The 16455-nt window shown below is 64.4% G+C and carries 10 protein-coding genes and 2 pseudogenes; 3 read left to right on the top strand and 9 right to left on the bottom strand.

All coding sequences use genetic code 11. The features are described 5' to 3' along the window. Positions 1–22 precede the first annotated feature (22 nt). Positions 23–1693 (top strand): choline dehydrogenase, encoded by a 1671-nt coding sequence (gene betA / locus J7367_RS15240; protein WP_057663181.1) that lies wholly within the window; start codon positions 23–25, stop codon positions 1691–1693. A 152-nt stretch (positions 1694–1845) separates the two neighbouring features. Beyond that, positions 1846–3078, top strand: coding sequence for a multifunctional CCA addition/repair protein (locus tag J7367_RS15235; RefSeq protein ID WP_007968611.1), 1233 nt, complete (start codon positions 1846–1848; stop codon positions 3076–3078). Positions 3079–3239: 161 nt separating this feature from the next. On the opposite strand, the pseudogene J7367_RS15230 reads toward J7367_RS15235, so the two are convergent. Continuing rightward, positions 3240–5908, bottom strand: a pseudogene (locus tag J7367_RS15230) (TonB-dependent receptor). Positions 5909–6035: 127 nt separating this feature from the next. Between J7367_RS15230 and J7367_RS15225 the strand changes: the two are divergent. After that, positions 6036–6227, top strand: a complete 192-nt coding sequence (locus J7367_RS15225; protein ID WP_033480895.1) for a hypothetical protein — start codon at positions 6036–6038, stop codon at positions 6225–6227. A 603-nt stretch (positions 6228–6830) separates the two neighbouring features. Here J7367_RS15225 and nagA read toward each other — a convergent pair. The 8 genes and pseudogenes from nagA to J7367_RS15185 form a co-directional block, all read right to left on the bottom strand. Further along, a complete protein-coding gene (gene nagA / locus J7367_RS15220) occupies positions 6831–7985 on the bottom strand; it encodes an N-acetylglucosamine-6-phosphate deacetylase (protein ID WP_007974066.1) in 1155 nt (384 codons plus the stop codon). A 2-nt stretch (positions 7986–7987) separates the two neighbouring features. Next, on the bottom strand, positions 7988–9016 hold the full coding sequence (locus J7367_RS15215; protein ID WP_057663179.1) for an SIS domain-containing protein: 1029 nt from the start codon (positions 9014–9016) through the stop codon (positions 7988–7990). A 6-nt stretch (positions 9017–9022) separates the two neighbouring features. Further along, on the bottom strand, positions 9023–10090 hold the full coding sequence (locus tag J7367_RS15210; RefSeq protein WP_003482633.1) for a LacI family DNA-binding transcriptional regulator: 1068 nt from the start codon (positions 10088–10090) through the stop codon (positions 9023–9025). A 40-nt stretch (positions 10091–10130) separates the two neighbouring features. After that, positions 10131–11408 carry a sugar MFS transporter gene (locus J7367_RS15205; protein ID WP_003482635.1) on the bottom strand — a complete coding sequence of 426 codons (1278 nt, stop codon included), beginning with the start codon at positions 11406–11408 and terminating at the stop codon, positions 10131–10133. A 44-nt stretch (positions 11409–11452) separates the two neighbouring features. After that, positions 11453–12175, bottom strand: a complete 723-nt coding sequence (locus J7367_RS15200; RefSeq protein ID WP_005925199.1) for a GntR family transcriptional regulator — start codon at positions 12173–12175, stop codon at positions 11453–11455. A 256-nt stretch (positions 12176–12431) separates the two neighbouring features. Further along, positions 12432–13598, bottom strand: a complete 1167-nt coding sequence (locus tag J7367_RS15195) for a heparan-alpha-glucosaminide N-acetyltransferase domain-containing protein (RefSeq protein WP_057663174.1) — start codon at positions 13596–13598, stop codon at positions 12432–12434. Positions 13599–13713: 115 nt separating this feature from the next. Beyond that, positions 13714–16110 (bottom strand): alpha-N-acetylglucosaminidase, encoded by a 2397-nt coding sequence (locus tag J7367_RS15190; protein ID WP_057663172.1) that lies wholly within the window; start codon positions 16108–16110, stop codon positions 13714–13716. Continuing rightward, positions 16107–16455: pseudogene (locus J7367_RS15185) on the bottom strand (beta-galactosidase); the annotation flags it as partial. The pseudogene J7367_RS15185 and the gene J7367_RS15190, both read right to left, overlap by 4 nt.

Below are 16455 nucleotides of genomic sequence, written 5' to 3'. Positions count from 1 at the left end.
GTTACCGCATCAGGAGAACACCATGCAACGCGAATACGACTACATCATCATCGGCGCCGGCTCGGCAGGCAACGTGCTGGCGGCACGCCTGACCGAAGATCCCGGCGTGACCGTGCTACTGCTCGAAGCGGGCGGGCCGGATTACCGGCTGGATTTCCGGACGCAGATGCCGGCAGCATTGGCCTTTCCATTGCAGGGCCGCCGCTACAACTGGGCCTATGAAACCGAGCCGGAACCTTACATGGACAACCGGCGCATGGAGTGCGGTCGCGGCAAGGGCCTGGGCGGTTCATCGCTGATCAATGGCATGTGCTACATCCGCGGCAATGCGCTCGACTTCGATCATTGGGCCAAGCGCCCCGGCCTGGAGGACTGGAGCTACCGCGATGTCCTTCCGTACTTCCGCAAGGCAGAGACGCGTGATATCGGCGCCAACGACTATCACGGTGGCGACGGCCCGGTCAGCGTGGCAACGCCGAAGAACGACAATAACGTGTTGTTCCATGCCATGGTCGAGGCAGGCGTACAGGCGGGCTATCCGCGCACCGACGATCTCAACGGCTACCAGCAGGAAGGCTTCGGACCGATGGACCGCACGGTGACACCACGCGGGCGCCGCGCCAGCACTGCGCGCGGCTACCTGGACATGGCCAAGCCGCGCGATGGCCTGCATATCGTCACCCACGCCACCACCGATCGCATTTTGTTTGCAGGCAAGCGCGCCATCGGCGTGCATTACCTGGTGGGTCACAGAAGCGAAGGAATCGATGCGCATGCACGCCGCGAAGTGCTGGTGTGCGCGGGTGCGATCGCCTCGCCGCAGCTGTTGCAACGCTCCGGCGTGGGCGCACCCGGTCTGCTGCGCGCACTCGATGTGCAGCTGGTGCACGACCTGCCCGGTGTCGGCCAGAACCTGCAGGACCACCTGGAGGTGTATATCCAGTACGCATGCACCAAGCCGGTGTCCTTGTATCCGGCATTGCAGTGGTGGAACCAACCGGCCATCGGTGCGCAATGGCTGTTCGCCGGTACGGGCACCGGTGCCAGCAATCAGTTCGAAGCCGGCGGCTTCATCCGCACGCGCGAGGAATTCGACTGGCCCAACATCCAGTACCACTTCCTTCCGGTTGCCATCAATTACAACGGCAGCAATGCGGTCAAGGAGCACGGCTTTCAAGCGCACGTCGGCTCGATGCGCACACCCAGCCGCGGGCGGGTGCACGCCAGATCGCGCGACCCGCGCCAGCATCCTTCGATCCTGTTCAACTACCAATCCACCGACCAGGACTGGCAGGAATTCCGCGATGCGATCCGCATCACCCGCGAGATCATCGCCCAGCCCGCACTCGACGCGTATCGCGGCCGCGAGATCAGCCCCAGTGCGGACTGCAAGACCGATGCGGAGCTGGACGCATTCGTCCGCTCTCGCGCAGAAACCGCCTATCACCCCTCCTGCTCCTGCGCGATGGGCACCGACGACATGGCAGTTGTCGACGGCCAGGGCCGGGTGCACGGCATGGAGGGTCTGCGCGTGATCGACGCCTCGATCATGCCGCGCATCATCACTGGCAACCTCAACGCCACCACCATCATGATTGCCGAGAAAATCGCCGACCGCATGCGCGGTCGCGCGCCCTTACCGCGCAGTACTGCCGACTACTACATCGCCGGCGATGCACCTGCGCGCCGGTGACTCTTCTGGTTCGAGCGTGAGGTGCTCCTGCCACCTCGGCATTTACCGTGAACTCGTCCATGAGCGCGTTGGCGGCAGCCACCGCCAATGGTCCCGCAAGCGGCGAGGACACCGCAGAGACAGGTACATGATGGCTCGGGCATCATGCGCTGATGAAGATCTACCTCGTTGGCGGCGCAGTCCGCGATGCATTGCTTGACCAGCCGGCTGGCGACCGCGACTGGGTGGTGGTTGGCGCAGATCAGGCGCAGATGGAAGCGCAGGGGTTCAAGCCGGTCGGCAAGGATTTCCCCGTGTTTGTGCACCCGCGCAGTGGCGAGGAATACGCACTGGCGCGTACCGAGCGCAAATCCGGCCGTGGATATCGCGGCTTCGTGGTGGATGCCGACCCATCGGTGACACTGGAAGAAGACCTGCTGCGCCGGGACTTCACCATCAACGCAATCGCGCGCGATGAGGACACCGGCCAATTGTTCGACCCGTACAACGGTGCGCGTGACCTGCAGGCGCGCGTATTACGGCACGTCGGCCCGGCGTTCATCGAAGATCCTGTGCGCGTGTTGCGTGCCGCGCGCTTCATGGCGCGGCTGGCACCGCTGGGATTCACTCTCGCGCCTGAAACTGCGGCACTGATGCGGGACATGGCCGCCAGTGGCGAACTCGACAGCCTGGTACCGGAGCGCGTGTGGCAGGAGCTGCGCCGCGCATTGAGCTGCGCGCAGCCCTCGGCGTTCCTGCGCACGCTGCACGACACCGATGCGCTGCGCGTTATCCTGCCGGAAGTCGATGCGCTGTACGGCGTGCCGCAGCGCGCCGAATTCCATCCGGAGGTCGATACCGGCATTCACCAGGAAATGGTGAGCGATATGGCCGCGCGTCTCGCGCCCGGCGATGCGCTGGTGGGCTTTGCTGCACTGACCCACGACCTGGGTAAGGCGCTCACGCCGCAAGAGCAATGGCCGCGCCATGTCATGCACGAGCAACGCGGCGTCGCGCCATTGCAGGCGCTGTGCGAGCGGCTCAAGGTGCCGCAGGACTTTCGGCAACTTGCCATCATCGCCTGCCGCGAGCACTTGAATGTCCATCGCCTGGCCGAGCTCCGCGACCGCACGCTGCACGAGCTGCTGGTGCGCTGCGATGCGTTTCGCCGGCCGGAGCGTATCGCGCAGCTGGCACTGGTCTGCGAAGCCGACAAGCGTGGCCGTCTGGGCAGTGAAGAGGCCGCGTACCCGCAGGGCGAAGCACTCGAACGGCTCCATGCCGCGGCACTGGCGATCAATGCGCGGGATCTGGCGGCCGAGGGTCTGCAAGGGCCGCAGATCGGCGAGGCACTGACGAAGGCGCGTATTGCCGCGATTGCAGCAGCGCGAAACATCGGTGCATAGCGACGTCTCGTGCGCACCGTTTTCTGCATGCAACGGAATGCGGAAACGTTAGAAAGAGCGACATTGCAGCGAACCGCACGGCTGCCGGAACCTGCCATTCAAAGCCAGGAACTCGCCACGAGATGAAGGCGGCTGCACAACGCAGCCGCCCTGGCCAGGCATTACAGCTTGAAACTCAGGCTCAACATGAAAGAGCGACCGTTCTTGTAGATGTAGTACGGCTGGTTCTTGTTGCCGATGTAGCTGAAGTAGGTTTCGTCCAGCAAATTGGTGGCTTCCAGCGCCACGCGCAGTCGCTCGGTGGCCTGGTAGCCGAATGACGCATCGACTTGCGTAAACGCGTCGGTCATCTGCTGCCCGTTGAGCCGGCCAATCTGGGTGAAGTATTCCGAGCGCCAACCCAGATTCACCCGCGCACTCCACTTGCCTTGTTCGTAGTACGGGCTGATGTTGTAGGCATTGCGCGAGTTGTACGGAAGGCTGTAATCGCCGTCGGTCTTGGAATCGGAATAGGGTAGTTGGCCACCACGCCGAAGCCATTGCCGAAATTGTGCTGCAGATTGAGCGCGACACCGCGCACCTTGGCATCGCCGGCGTTGGTAGGCACCGATGTCTGGTAGGTGCTCGAGCCGCCGGTGGCGTTATTGAAGAAGACACGCTCCTGCACCGTGGTCAGGATGTAGTTGGAGATGTCGCGCGAGAAGAATTCGCTACTGAGCAGGCTGCTGTCGGAGAAATACCACTCCAGCGATGCACCGAGGTTGGTCGATTCGTACGGGCTCAGTCCTGGGTTGCCGGTCGACGCCGTCAGCGTGGTGTCGTCGGTGGCCACGTACGGCGTCATGTTGGTGTAGCGCGGCCGCGCGATCACTTTGGAGGCGGCAAACCGCAGCATCAGGTCGTCGCGCAGGTCGTAGGCGACATTGAACGAAGGCAACCATTTGCCGTAGCTGCTGAGAAAGTTGACCGGCGTGTAACCGCCGCCCGGCGCATAGCTGAAGCCATCCGTTGAATCGCGTGAATGCACATAGCGCACGCCGATGTTGCCGCGATACCGCTCGCCGGAGAAGTTGCCTTGCAGGAACCATGCACGGTTCTGCTCCTCGATGCTGTAGTTGCCGGCATAGCTGATCGGCAGACCGTCGTCGCCTTCCAGTCCGCTGATATACCGGCTGATCGCACCGCTGTCGATGGTCGACCAGCGTTGCATGTCGGCGCTGGTCGACAGCCCATCCAGATAGCCCGACGGCGTGGTGCCCGGCGAGAATGCCGCCAGCGTGCTGCCATCGTTCGGGGTCCAGGTACGGCTGTAGGACGATTGCCCGGTGGCGTGATTGGTGAGCTTGATGCCGGTGAGGATCTGCGTAAACGGCCCCCACTCCACCGCATGATCGAAGTCCAGCTGCAGATAGCGCTCCTTGTCGTACTGCGGGCTGTGACTGGCCGAGGCGTTGTTGATCTGCATCGCTGCCGCATTGGTGGGATCGGTGCTGTAGTCCATCGCGGTACGGCGCCCGTCGATGGCGTAGCTGTAGCCGGCCAGATTGCGGAACTGGATGCCGTAGATACGCTCGGCGCCGCCTTGCGAACTGGTGTAACCCACCTGGCTGGAGGCGTTCCACCCATCGCCATGCCAGTCGGTGCGCAGGTGGATGCTGCCGGTGCTGACCTGGCTATTGCGCAGATAGCCGTCGAGATAGGTGTTGGACTGGTCGCCGAAGGTACCCGAGGTGGCGACACCGTTCTCGAAGCCCAAGGCCTGCGCATCGCCCGGCGTCGAGCCCCAATAACCGTAGCGGCTCTGGTTGTAGTTATCGAAGCTTTCCTTGACATACAAGCCAGTCAGATTGAGCTCGAAATCGCTGTCCGGCTTCCACTGCAGCGCCGCGCTGACACCGTCGCGCTTGCGTGTTTGCTGGAACAACGCCGTGTTGATCGACGTTGGAAACACGCCGGTGTTGTTGCCGACCACACCCGGCGGAAACCCGGCGCCCTGCACATTGTCGTAGCCGAAAATTTCAACCCCGTCGCGGCGCAGGACACGCTGCGAATGCATCACCGAGGTAAGCACGCCCAGGGTTTGGTCCTGATTCTTCCAGCTATACAGCGCCGAGGCATTCGGCTTGCCTTCGTCGGAGCGATCGTTGTAGCCATAGCTCACGGTCCCGGTGAGCGTATTGCGATCCAGATCCAGCGGTTTGCGCGTATGCACGATCACGGTGCCGCCGATGGAACCCTCGTCGATGCGCGCTTCGGGCGTCTTATAGACCTCCATCAAGCCGACCACTTCCGGCGCCAGGGTGCTGTAGTTGAACGAGCGGCTGTCCGGGTCGTTGGGGTCGCCGCCCCAACTGGTCGATGCAATGGTCTGGCCGTTGAGCAACACACGGTTGAGCGCCGGATCGGTGCCCAGGATGCTGACTTTCTCGCCTTCGCCGAACTGCCGGTCCACGGTGATACCGGACAAGCGCGACAGCGATTCGGCAACATTGGTATCGGGAAACTTGCCGATGTCTTCGGCGCTGATCGCATCGACGATCGCATCGGCGTTGCGCTTGACGTTGAGCGCCTTGCCCAGGCTGGCCTGGTAACCCACCACCTTGATTTCGTCCAGGGTGGAAACCGAGGGATTGGTTGGTGGCGGTGTCTGTTGCTGCGCGGGTGCGGGCTGCTCCTGCGCAACTGCGGGAAGGCTTGCGACGCAGGCCAAACTGGCGCCACCTAGGAGCAGACGCCTGACAGCCGCACTCAATGGTGAGCGGCGCAGTGGGTTGACGGACGCAGATACCGGAACACAAGGGGACAACGCGAACAGACGGGAAAACAGCATTGCGTGGACCTCATCACTGATGTCGGATGGCAACCGTCTGGTTGCACGACGGCGCGCGACGCGCGTGCCATGCCCGTGATCCGTCCCCTGTGCCGGATACGAACAGCCACCCGCATTGCATGACGACATGCGGGTAAAAGCCGGACCGCTGGAACCACGGCCGGTTATCGTCCTCTCGAACGTCGAGCAGATGTTCTTCGCTGAGAACGTTACCAGCGAAGGTGCCTTCCGTGGCTTGCAGTGTCAACCTGTTGCTGCATACGTCCATTTTTATGCGCTAAACAACGCCCTCCCTGCAGATATCGGGATGATGGCGTGATCGTTGTCTCACTGCCCTTGGCGTCGATGCAGACCACTGCGCCCTACGCCCCATTCGCACAAGGTGGCGCACCCGAATGTTGCGATGCAAAGCGCCTGCGCACGCGAAGTGTGCTGCGCTGCGCGCGTGGATGATGCGCATACAACTTGCGCAGGTTGGAACGCTGCGCTGTCGTCCGATAGCAGGTCGCCAGCTGCGCATGTCCGGTCAGACAACAGCCTCACCACCGCAGGACTGGTTTCATCGCTGCCGCGGGGCCTGGACGGCGCCAGCGTCCGGCGCAGCCCAGTCGGCCCGGCACAACGCTGACACATCACGTGCCGACGGCAACGAGCACGTTTGTTGGGGGAAGGCGAAGCTTACGACATGCGACGACTCGATGCATCAGCCGCTGCATGCCCCTGCATTTCAAGGATCAAACACAACGCACGCGCCGCATCACGCAATGCGGCGCCCCCGATGCCTCGGCCGGCCAAGAAAGGTCGCAAGCAGCGGTGGCTTGGGCACGGTCAGCGCACGGAAGCGGCAGCGGACCGGTGGTAATGCCGCTTCGAGCACCGGCCGCGTTCCGCTGCGGCGACGCAGCCGTGTGGGCGGCGGCGCTTAGTCGCGCTGACCAGCCACCCACGTACTCAACACCTGCACATCGTCATCCACCAGCACCAGATCGGCTTGGTAGCCGGGTGCGATGCGCCCCAGGCGTTCGCCCAGGCCAATGCATTGCGCGGGATAGGTGGAAGCCATGCGCGCGGCTTCGGCCAGGTCCACGCCCAGCCAGCGCACGCTGTTGCGCACGGCGGTGGCCATGTCCAATGCGGAGCCGGCCAGTGCACCATCGGCATTTCGCACCACGCCGTCCACGGCGGTGATGGTTTCGCCGTAGAGGTCGAAGCTGGCGCTTTCGCTGCCGACCATCGGCATGGCGTCGGTGACCAGCAGCAGCTTGCCGCGTGGTTTGGCCGCGAGCGCCACACGCAAGCTGGCCGGATGCACGTGCACGCCGTCGACGATGACGCCGCACCAAACCGTCGGGTCTTCCAGTGCCGCGCCCACCGCATTGGGTTCGCGGCCAGCCAGCTGCGACATCGCGTTGTACACGTGAGTGAAGCCACTGACGCCGGCGGCAATGCCATCGCGGGCCTGCTCGTAGGTGGCCGCAGTGTGGCCGGCGAACACGAGCGCGCCGCCGGCAACGAAGGCAGCAATATCGTCCAGCGGCACGCGCTCGGGTGCGAGCGTGATCAGGGTGACGCCGTTGTCCAATGAGGTATCGACGGCAATCTCGTGCGCGTCCGGCACGCGGAACTTGTCCGCGTCGTGCGTGCCCTTGCGCGCAGGACTCAGGTACGGGCCCTCCAGATGGATGCCGAGTACGCCGGGTACGCCTTGCGCGATGGCCTGGCGAGTGGCATCGATCGCTTCGGCCATCACCTCGGCAGTGTCGCTGATCAAGGTCGGCAGCATGCCGGTGGTGCCGAAGCGACGATGCGCGGCGGCGATCGTGGCCAGTGCCTGCGGGTCGCGTGCGTTGTTGAACAACACGCCGCCGCCGCCGTTGACCTGGATGTCGATAAAGCCCGGCAACAGGCTGGCGCCACCCAGATCCACGCGCGAGTCGGCCTGCGTAACGCGCGCATCGTCGGCCGGCACGATCGCCTGGATCTGCGTGCCAGCCAGCACCACGACCAGGCCGTCCTGCAATCCGTTGTCGGTGAGCACACGTGCGTTGCACAGTGCCTGAGTCGTGAGAGCGTGCATGATCAGACGGTTTCCGTGACCTTGTTCAGATGCGGCGGCAGATCGGGATTGTTGCCACGCTGCAATGCCAATGCGTTGATCGCGCGATAGAAGCTCTGCACGGTCAGCAGCGGCGCACAGGCCGGGTGCGCGGCCTCTGCCAGCGGCAAATCGCCACCGGGCGCGGCCAGCCACACCTGCGCGCCACGCGCGCGGAATTCTTCGGCCAGTGCGCGTGTACCGGCACCGGTTTCGTCGGGCTGTGCGAATACCAGCACCGGGAACCCCGGCCCCACCAGGGCCATCGGCCCGTGCTTAACCTCGGCCGAGCTGTAGGCTTCGGCATGCAGGCCGCAGGTTTCCTTGAACTTCAATGCCGCTTCCTGCGCTGCGCCCAGGCCCAGGCCGCGGCCGAGCACGAACAGGTTGTGCGCAGGCACCAGGCCGGCGGTGAGCGCGGACCAATCGGCCTGCCACGCGCTGCGCAACTGCTGCGGCAATGCGTCGAGCGCGGCAAGCAAGGCGGGGTCGTTTTTCCACACCGCGCCCAGATGCAGGACAGCGGCCAGCGAAGCGAGATAACTCTTGGTGGCGGCCACGCTTTTTTCCGGGCCTGCGCCCAGCGGAATCACCACCTCGGCCAGTTGCGCCAGCGGCGAATCCTCCACGTTGACCAGGGCGACCACGCGCGCGCCGGCAGCCTTGGCGGCTTCGGCATTACGCAGCAGATCCGGGCTCTTGCCCGATTGCGAAATCACGATGTACAGCGCGCCGCGCAGTTGCAGCGGCGCTGCATAGACCGAGCCCACCGACGGCGACGCAGATGCGGTGACGATGCCGAGCTGGGTTTCGAACAGGTACTTGGCATAGGTGGCCGCATGATCGGAGCTACCGCGCGCGCAGGTCACCACGAACGGCGGCGGCGTCTCGCGCAGCGATTGCGCAAGCGCGGCGATGGTGTCGGCATTACGCGCGAACTGTGCAGCAACCACATCGGCGGTCTGCGCCGCTTCGCGGAACATCAAGGTCTCGGTGTCGGAGGGAAGGCTCATCGTGGCTCAGGCAGATTCAGGAGGAAGGGGTTTGCCGGTGGACGCAGGCGCCGGCGCGGTGGAGCCGCGCACCACCAACTGCGGCACGAAGCCGCGGCTCTGCAATTGCGCCGGTTGGTCGTCGTAGGCGTCGCTGCGCAGCTGGCTGATCAACAAGCGTGCGGCATGCCGCGCGATGTCGTCGGTGGCCTGCTTGGCAGTGGTCAATGCCGGCCACGACTGGCGCGAGAACGGGCTGTCTTCGAACCCGGCGATCGACAATTGATACGGCACGTTCATGCCGGTGGACTTGGCTGCGGCCAGCACGCCTGCGGCGATCTCGTCGTTGCTGCCGAAGATGGCGGTAGGCGGCTCGCGCAACGACAACAGCCGGCGTGCGCCACGGAAGCCATCGTCGAAAGTGTAATCGCCGGGAATCACCAGGTGCTTGTCCAGGCTGATGCCGTAATCCTTCAACGCCGCTTCGTAGCCGGCGTAACGTTCGCCGCTGGAGCGATGCTGCGGGCCGCCCCACAGGAAGCCGATACGTTGATGGCCGAGCTGGATCAGGTGCTCGGTGATTTCATACGCGGCATCGCGGTCGTCGATATACACGCACGGGCCATCGCCGGGGTCGTCGGTGGAGGCGATGATGCGCACGCTCTTGATGCCGCGCGCGGCCAGGCCGGCCAGCAATTCCGGCCGCTCGGACATCGGCGCGGTCAACACCACGCCGGCCAGGCGCGAGCGCTGCACCCATTCGGCCAGTTCTTCGGCCAGCAACGGCGAGGTGGAATCGCAGGGATGGATCTGCAAGCCGAAACCGGTTTCGCGGCACGCGGCCAGCACGCCATTCTGGATGCCGATGATGTGGTACGGGTTGGGGTTGTCGTACACCAGGCCGATCACGAACGGCGTGCCGCTGCGCAGATTGCGCGCGGACGGATCGGGTTCGTAGTCGAGATCGGCGATGGCGCGCAGCACGCGTGCACGCGTGGCCTGCATCACCGATGGCTCGTTGTTGATCACCCGCGACACGGTCTTCAACGAGACCTTGGCGCGCTCGGCGACATCTTTGATGGTGGGCCTGCGCATGGATGTACCTTGTCCGTCGGAACGCATCATGCCGCCGCGATCACTTGGCCTGGGCCGGCAGGCCCACGCGATGACCGCGCAGCGAATAGAACAGGATGTACAGATAGCACGGCACCATCAGTGCAGCGAACACGACCTGAAAGTCGTAATGCTGTTTGAGGATGGCGAACAGCTGCGGAATGATCGCGCCGCCAGCAATGCCCATCACCAGCAATGCCGAGCCGATCTCGGTGAACCGGCCCAGTCCGCGAATGGCCAGCGGAAAGATCGCCGGCCACATCATCGCGTTGGCAAAGCCGAGCGCGGCGACGAAGCCCACCGACACGTAGCCGTGGGTGAACAAGGCACCGAGCGAGAACAGCACGCCCAGCACCGCCGACACGCTCAGGTACCGCGCCTGCGAGATCACGCGCGGAATCAGTACCAGGCCGGCGATGTAGCCCAGCAACATTGCGCCCAGCGTGTAGGAGGTGAAGATCTTGGTGCTGTCCAACGGGAGATTGAAGCCGTGCCCGTAGGTGCCGATGGCATCGCCGGCCATCACTTCCACGCCCACGTAGACGAACAGGCACAGCACGCCCAGCCACAGGTGCGGGAACTGGAAGATGCTGGATTTCTGCACGCCGCCGGTCGCGCCCGGCGTGGCGTTGGCCTCGGAGGGCTTGAGCTCGGGCAATGGCGAGAACAGCACGCCAATGGCCAGCAACAGCAGGACGCCAGACATCACCAGATACGGCGCGTGAATCTTAGCGGCGAAGGCGGTGAGCAAGGTTTCCTTGGTCGTCGCATCGGCGCTGGCCACCTGCGCGGACAGGTCGCCGATGCCGTGCAGCACCAGCGAGCCGATCAGGATCGGCGCCAGGATGCCGGCAATCTTGTTGCAGATGCCCATCAAGGCGATACGCCGCGCGGCACTTTCGATCGGCCCGAGAATGCTGATGTAGGGGTTGATCGCCGTCTGCAGCAAGGCCAGGCCGCTGCCGATCACGAACAGGCCGCCCAGTGCGCCCGGATACCAGCGCTGGGTGGCGAACTGGCCGAAGCCTGCTGCGCCCACGGCCATCACCACCAGGCTCAGCGCCAGGCCTTTCTTCATGCCGGTGCGCTTGAGAATCCACGACGAGGGCAAGGCCAGAAAGAAGTACGACAGGTAGAACACCATCAGCACCAGGAATGCGTTGACCTCGTTGAGGTCGAACGCCAGCCGCACGAAGGTGATCAGCGGCCCGTTGATCCAGGTGAAAAAGCCGATGATGAAAAACAGCACGCCGACGATGGCGATCGAGACAACGGGGTTTGCGGGCCTGGCGGTAGTCATGGATCGGCTGGGCTCTGAGGTTGTCGTTGGGAATGCCGTTGGCGTCAGCGGCGCAGTTCGGCGACGAAATCGTAGAAGTCGTTGTGGCAATAGGTGTCGGTCAATTCGATCGCGCTGCCATCGCGGGCATAGCCCACGCGCACCACATGCAAAATCGCCTCGCCGGTCTTCATGCGCAGGTGTTCGGCCAACCGTGCGGGCAGATTGATGGCGCGGAAGTACTGCAGCGCGCGCACCACCGGCGTGCCCTGGGCATCGAGATAGCTGTAGAGCGAATCGCCGATCTGCTGCGGGTCGGCCACGATGCGCTGCGGCAACACCGCGTGCTCGTAGGCCATCACGCGGTCGTCGGCGCTGCGCAGACGCGTCAGCGAGGCCACCGCCGCATCCGGCGACAGGCCCAGGCGCAGGATCTCTTCGCCGTGCGCCGGGCGCAGCCGCCGTTCCAGCCAGCGCGTCCCGGGTTCATAGCCCTTGATGCGCAGCGTCTCGCTGAAACTGGTCAGGCCGCTGAGCTGATGCTGGATCTGGGTGGTGACGAAGGTGCCGGCGCCCTGCCGGCGCGAGACCAGGCCTTGTTCGACCAGCACATCCACCGCCTGGCGCAGGGTCACCCGCGAGATCTGCAGCCGCTCGCACAGCTGGCGCTCGGCCGGCAGCGCCTCGCCGGCCTTCCACTGCCCGCCACGGATGGCGTCGGTGAGCTTGGCGGCCAGTTGCAGATACAGCGGGGTCGGCGCGGACGCGTCCAGTGCCAGCGCGTCCATCCTGGGGTCGTCGTCCGTCCTGGCGTTGGTTTTCGGTTTGACCACTGCCTGTCCTCCGGACCGACGGGGATTCGTTAGGTCCAATATAGTACCAATTTGCCCGACGCGCATCAGGCCGCGGTCGACCTCGACGCCCGCAATCGCGTGATTTGCCTCGCCGCGCCACATTGACCGCTGCCCCGGGTGGGCATCGTGCAGCCAGGGCGGAGCTGGTCTGTGCGTTGCGCCCTGGCCCGTCGCCGGATGGGCGATGCCATCACAGCCGCAGGTACCAGCGCCGCCGATCCATCCACCAACCCACCGCACAGCACATCAGCGTGTAGCTCAGCGCACACAGCAGCGAGCCGAGTGGTCCTGGCGCAATGGTCTGGAACACGCCGATGCCGGCCCAGGCGTACAGGTCCAGCCCGGAGCTTCCGGCAGGGATCAGCCGCAACGCCACCACGAACAATTCGGAGAACAGGTAGATCGCCAGCGGGTTGCGCCCCAGGACGGTGAAGAATCCGCTGCCGCCGGTCCAGCCGCGCAATTCCAGCAGGTATACCAATGCCCCCAGCGCCAGCAGATCCAGGCCAACCGTGCAGGCGACGAACGAGCCGCTCCAGAGCTTCTTCGACAACGGCCAGGCCGGTGCCCAGAGCAGCGCCAGCACCACCAGACCTGCGCCCGCCAACAACAAGCTGCGCGTGCTGGCAACGGTCTTGCCTTGTCGCTGCAGGAAGCGCCCGCACAGATAACCGGCCAGCACATTGACCGTGGCCGACAGCGTGCCGAGCAGGCCCTCAGGATCGAAGCCGCCGTCCTTGCGGTACAGGTGATCACGCCCATACAGCCACAGATCCAGGCGAGTGCCGGCATTGCCGGTCTTGCTCAATTCCGCGCCAGGTTGGCCGAAGGCGTACAACAACGCCCAATAGCCCAACAGCAGTGCTAAGCAGACAGGCGCGATGCCGCGTGGTGGCAGATAGCGCACCAGCAATGCCGCCGCCAGGTAGCACAAGCCGATCCGTTGCAATACGCCGGTCAGGCGAAGTTGATCGACCGTCGTGAACGACCATCCACCATCTGGCTGCAGATGGAAAAAAGGAAACCAGTACATCAGCACACCGCACAGCAGGATCAGCGCAGCGCGCTTGCTCACACGGCCGAGGAACTGCAGATGCGGTGTATTGGTTGCCAGCGCGAAACTCATCGCGCTCCCAACCGCGAACAGGAACGAAGGAAACACCAGATCGGCCAGCGTGAAGCCGAACCAAGCCGCGTGGGTCAGCTGCGCGTACGCCTGCGCGCCCGGTCCTGCGGTGTTGACCAGAATCATCAGGAAGATGGTCAGGCCGCGGAACACATCCAGTGAGAGGAAGCGTTCGCGCTTTGACGATGCGGCTGCAGCGGGAGTGGCAGCCGCGGGCGTGCGTGCGCTCATTGCACGCCCTCGCCCACGCCATGGAGGTGGATGCGACATGCATACCTGGTGGTCTGGGCTCCTGCATCGACGCAACTGCGCTCCGGCATGAACGCTGCGCGCAACACGGATTCGTTCATTGAGCGACCCCTTGCGTGGTGCTTTGAACGCCACCGGATGCACTTTCCTGCCGCGCGTCTCGCCCGTGATCCTGCGAAGCGCGTTGCTTTGGATCGTGCGCATCTACCTGTGCCAGCAAGGTGTGCAGCAAGCGCAATGGCTCACGTGGCGGCTGACGCTTCAACATCTCGTCCTGCGCGGACCATTGGCGTTCCCATGCTGCAAGCTGGTGATCCACGGCCACCGCATCGAACGGCGTGCCGGCCTTGCGTGCAGCACGATACGCGCTGAGAAAGCGCGTCCAACGCTGCAGATAGAAGTCTGCGTACATGCCCTGCCACGCCTTGGATGCGTAGTCAGCAAGGTTGCCGTCGCCGCCCCAGACACTGACCTGCGCCCGCGCATTGCCGACATAGGCGCGCCGCAATCCGGCATCATGGCCGGCCGCAGCGGCGGCCTGGCCGGTCCAGTCGGCCAAGGTGTCGTGTTGCCCGCCAACTAGCGCATCCAGTCCCCGCACCAGTTGCGTGGTGCGCGCCAGCTGCGCATCGCCGCGCGCGAAATCGCCGGCATTGTAGGCCTGCACCACTGCCTGCAACTGACGGTCGGCCTGCAGGCTCAGGTAGTGGCGCGCGTCTTCGATCAAATCGTAGCGATACAGCGGCGCGTCGGCATAACGGTTGGCCTGCTGCAGCAACGCATCGATGGCGCGGCGCAGGCGTTGCGGGTCGCCAGGACGATCGTCGAAATCGACGATGTCGGCAGTCGGCCGCTTGAACAGCAGGTAGGCACCGGCACGCTTGTTCCACCAGCGTGGCGACCAGTAGCGGGTCTGGTAGATGCCTGCTTCCAGATCAGCCCATGCGCCCAGTAATGCAGCATCGCTGCGGCCGTAGCGCGCGCGCAGATAGTGCGTGAGCCACTGCGACCACGATTGTTGCGGGCCTTCCCAGGCCAGCGCGTAGAGATACTCGTAGATCACCGAATTGCTGTGCAGGCCTTCCGGAAACACGCCGAAGCCGCGCAGATTGCGTTTGCCCGGATCGGCCAGCAAGGCTTGCAGATCTTGGCGATAAAACGCGAAGTCGCCGTACAACGGATTGCTAGCGCCGTAGTTATGCACGTAGCCGTAGATCCACTGTTTGTTGTCGAAGGCCTGCGATGCCTTCCAGGTACCGGGATAGCGGTCGTTGCCGATGTCCAGCACCATCAAGCGCGCGTCGGGCACCTTGCCGAGAAACGCAGCGATCGCCTGCGCTTGCCAGAACTCGCGGTCGGCACCGAACAGCCAGCCCTGCATCACCCAGGTCGCCTTCGGATTCACCTGCGCGATGGAGCGATACAACGCCTGCCCGTACTCGGCCAGGCGTGCATCGCGTTGCGCTGGCGGTACCGCTTTTGCCCGCGCAGCATCGGAGTTGGCGATGCTGTCGCCGTACTTGGCGGCAGTCACGTCGCTGCCATCGTCGGCCACGGGTGGCAGCATTTCGTTGAAGGCATCGGCCAGGTAGAACTCGCCTGCGCCGTAGGTCTGGGTGTACAGCTCAAGGAACCGCCGCGCGACCTTGGCAAACAGCGGATCGCGCGGATCCAGCCAATAGGTCTCGTAAAAGCCTTCCCAGGCGCGCATGCGATAGATGCGCGCATGCGGATGCGCCTGCGCGAACGCCCTGGGCACGTAGCCGGCAAATGCCGGCAGCACCGGCTGCATGCCCAACTCGCGCATGCGCTTCAGGATCTGCTTCTGCAGCACGCGTTTGCTATCGATCCAGTGTTGCGGCAGCGGTGCGCGATAGCCTTCGATATTGCCCATGCGCTGCCACGGCGTGAACGCCGGGCCGGAAAAATACTCCGCCAGCGCGTCATCGCTGACATCGAACTGTCGCCACAACGCTTGCCAGATCGCTTCCTGGCCTTCCATCGCCAGCGGCATGTCGATGCCATGCAAGGCCATCCAGTCGATCTCGCGCTGCCAGCGCGGCCAATCCCAGAACGGCGTCGTGTAGCCGTAGGTGCAGGTATTGAGATAGGCGCGGTGGGCAAAGGGCGTGCGCACTTGACCACTGCTGTAGGCCGGCCATTGCGCTGGCAGTGCCACGCGGTCTCCCTCCCAACTCATCGAGGCCGCACCGGCTTGACCGAGATACGCATAGGCGCCACGCGCCAAGGCCACTTGCGAGGAGCCGGCAATGCGCACCGTATCGCCGCCAGCGTCGATGCGATACCAGTCTGCACCATCGCCACGCGGTGCGACGGTCATGTCGAACTGGGCGGCACGCGCGCCGATCAGGCGCTGCACGACCGCCTGCGCGGGCGGTGCCGCCAGCACGGGGACGGGAGTGGCGAGCAACGCACCCAGCACCACGGCGAACAGGCGCGCAGGCGACGATGAGGAAAACAGTGAGCAGGTCATGGCGAGTTCCGATAATGCACGGTAACGACGTCGTGGAATCCAAACGGTTGATCGGCAGCGACCTGCAGAATCACTGCCAGCGTGCGCTCGCCGGCCGCGGGTGCAAGCGCCACGGTGATCAGTGTTCCGGCCGCTGCCTGGGCGACCGCGCGGCCGTCCAGAAATACCTGCGCCGGCCCGCTGAGGCGGCCCAGGTCGAGTATGCCGCCGCGGATCTGCATGCCCTGCCAGGGTGTGAATTGACTGCGATACAACACATAGCCGGCACGTTCGGGAGCGCTCTCCAAGGTACCTGGCAACGTATTGCTCCAGCTGTTGTTGTCGTTAGGGAAACTCTGAACAATC

The sequence above is a fragment of the Xanthomonas sp. D-36-1 genome (assembly GCF_017746155.1).
Lineage (GTDB): Bacteria > Pseudomonadota > Gammaproteobacteria > Xanthomonadales > Xanthomonadaceae > Xanthomonas > Xanthomonas cissicola.
Note: the sequence above shows the minus strand (reverse complement) of the source record. Positions and strands in the feature narration are given on the sequence as shown.

Bases quoted from the DNA above. Each gene is read 5' to 3' on its own strand.
- betA (WP_057663181.1), top strand. From the start codon at position 23: ATGCAACGCGAATACGACTACATCATCATCGGCGCCGGCTCGGCAGGC.
- J7367_RS15235 (WP_007968611.1), top strand. From the start codon at position 1,846: ATGAAGATCTACCTCGTTGGCGGCGCAGTCCGCGATGCATTGCTTGAC.
- J7367_RS15225 (WP_033480895.1), top strand. From the start codon at position 6,036: ATGCGGGTAAAAGCCGGACCGCTGGAACCACGGCCGGTTATCGTCCTC.
- nagA (WP_007974066.1), bottom strand. From the start codon at position 7,985: ATGCACGCTCTCACGACTCAGGCACTGTGCAACGCACGTGTGCTCACC.
- J7367_RS15215 (WP_057663179.1), bottom strand. From the start codon at position 9,016: ATGAGCCTTCCCTCCGACACCGAGACCTTGATGTTCCGCGAAGCGGCG.
- J7367_RS15210 (WP_003482633.1), bottom strand. From the start codon at position 10,090: ATGCGCAGGCCCACCATCAAAGATGTCGCCGAGCGCGCCAAGGTCTCG.
- J7367_RS15205 (WP_003482635.1), bottom strand. From the start codon at position 11,408: ATGACTACCGCCAGGCCCGCAAACCCCGTTGTCTCGATCGCCATCGTC.
- J7367_RS15200 (WP_005925199.1), bottom strand. From the start codon at position 12,175: ATGGACGCGCTGGCACTGGACGCGTCCGCGCCGACCCCGCTGTATCTG.
- J7367_RS15195 (WP_057663174.1), bottom strand. From the start codon at position 13,598: ATGAGCGCACGCACGCCCGCGGCTGCCACTCCCGCTGCAGCCGCATCG.
- J7367_RS15190 (WP_057663172.1), bottom strand. From the start codon at position 16,110: ATGACCTGCTCACTGTTTTCCTCATCGTCGCCTGCGCGCCTGTTCGCC.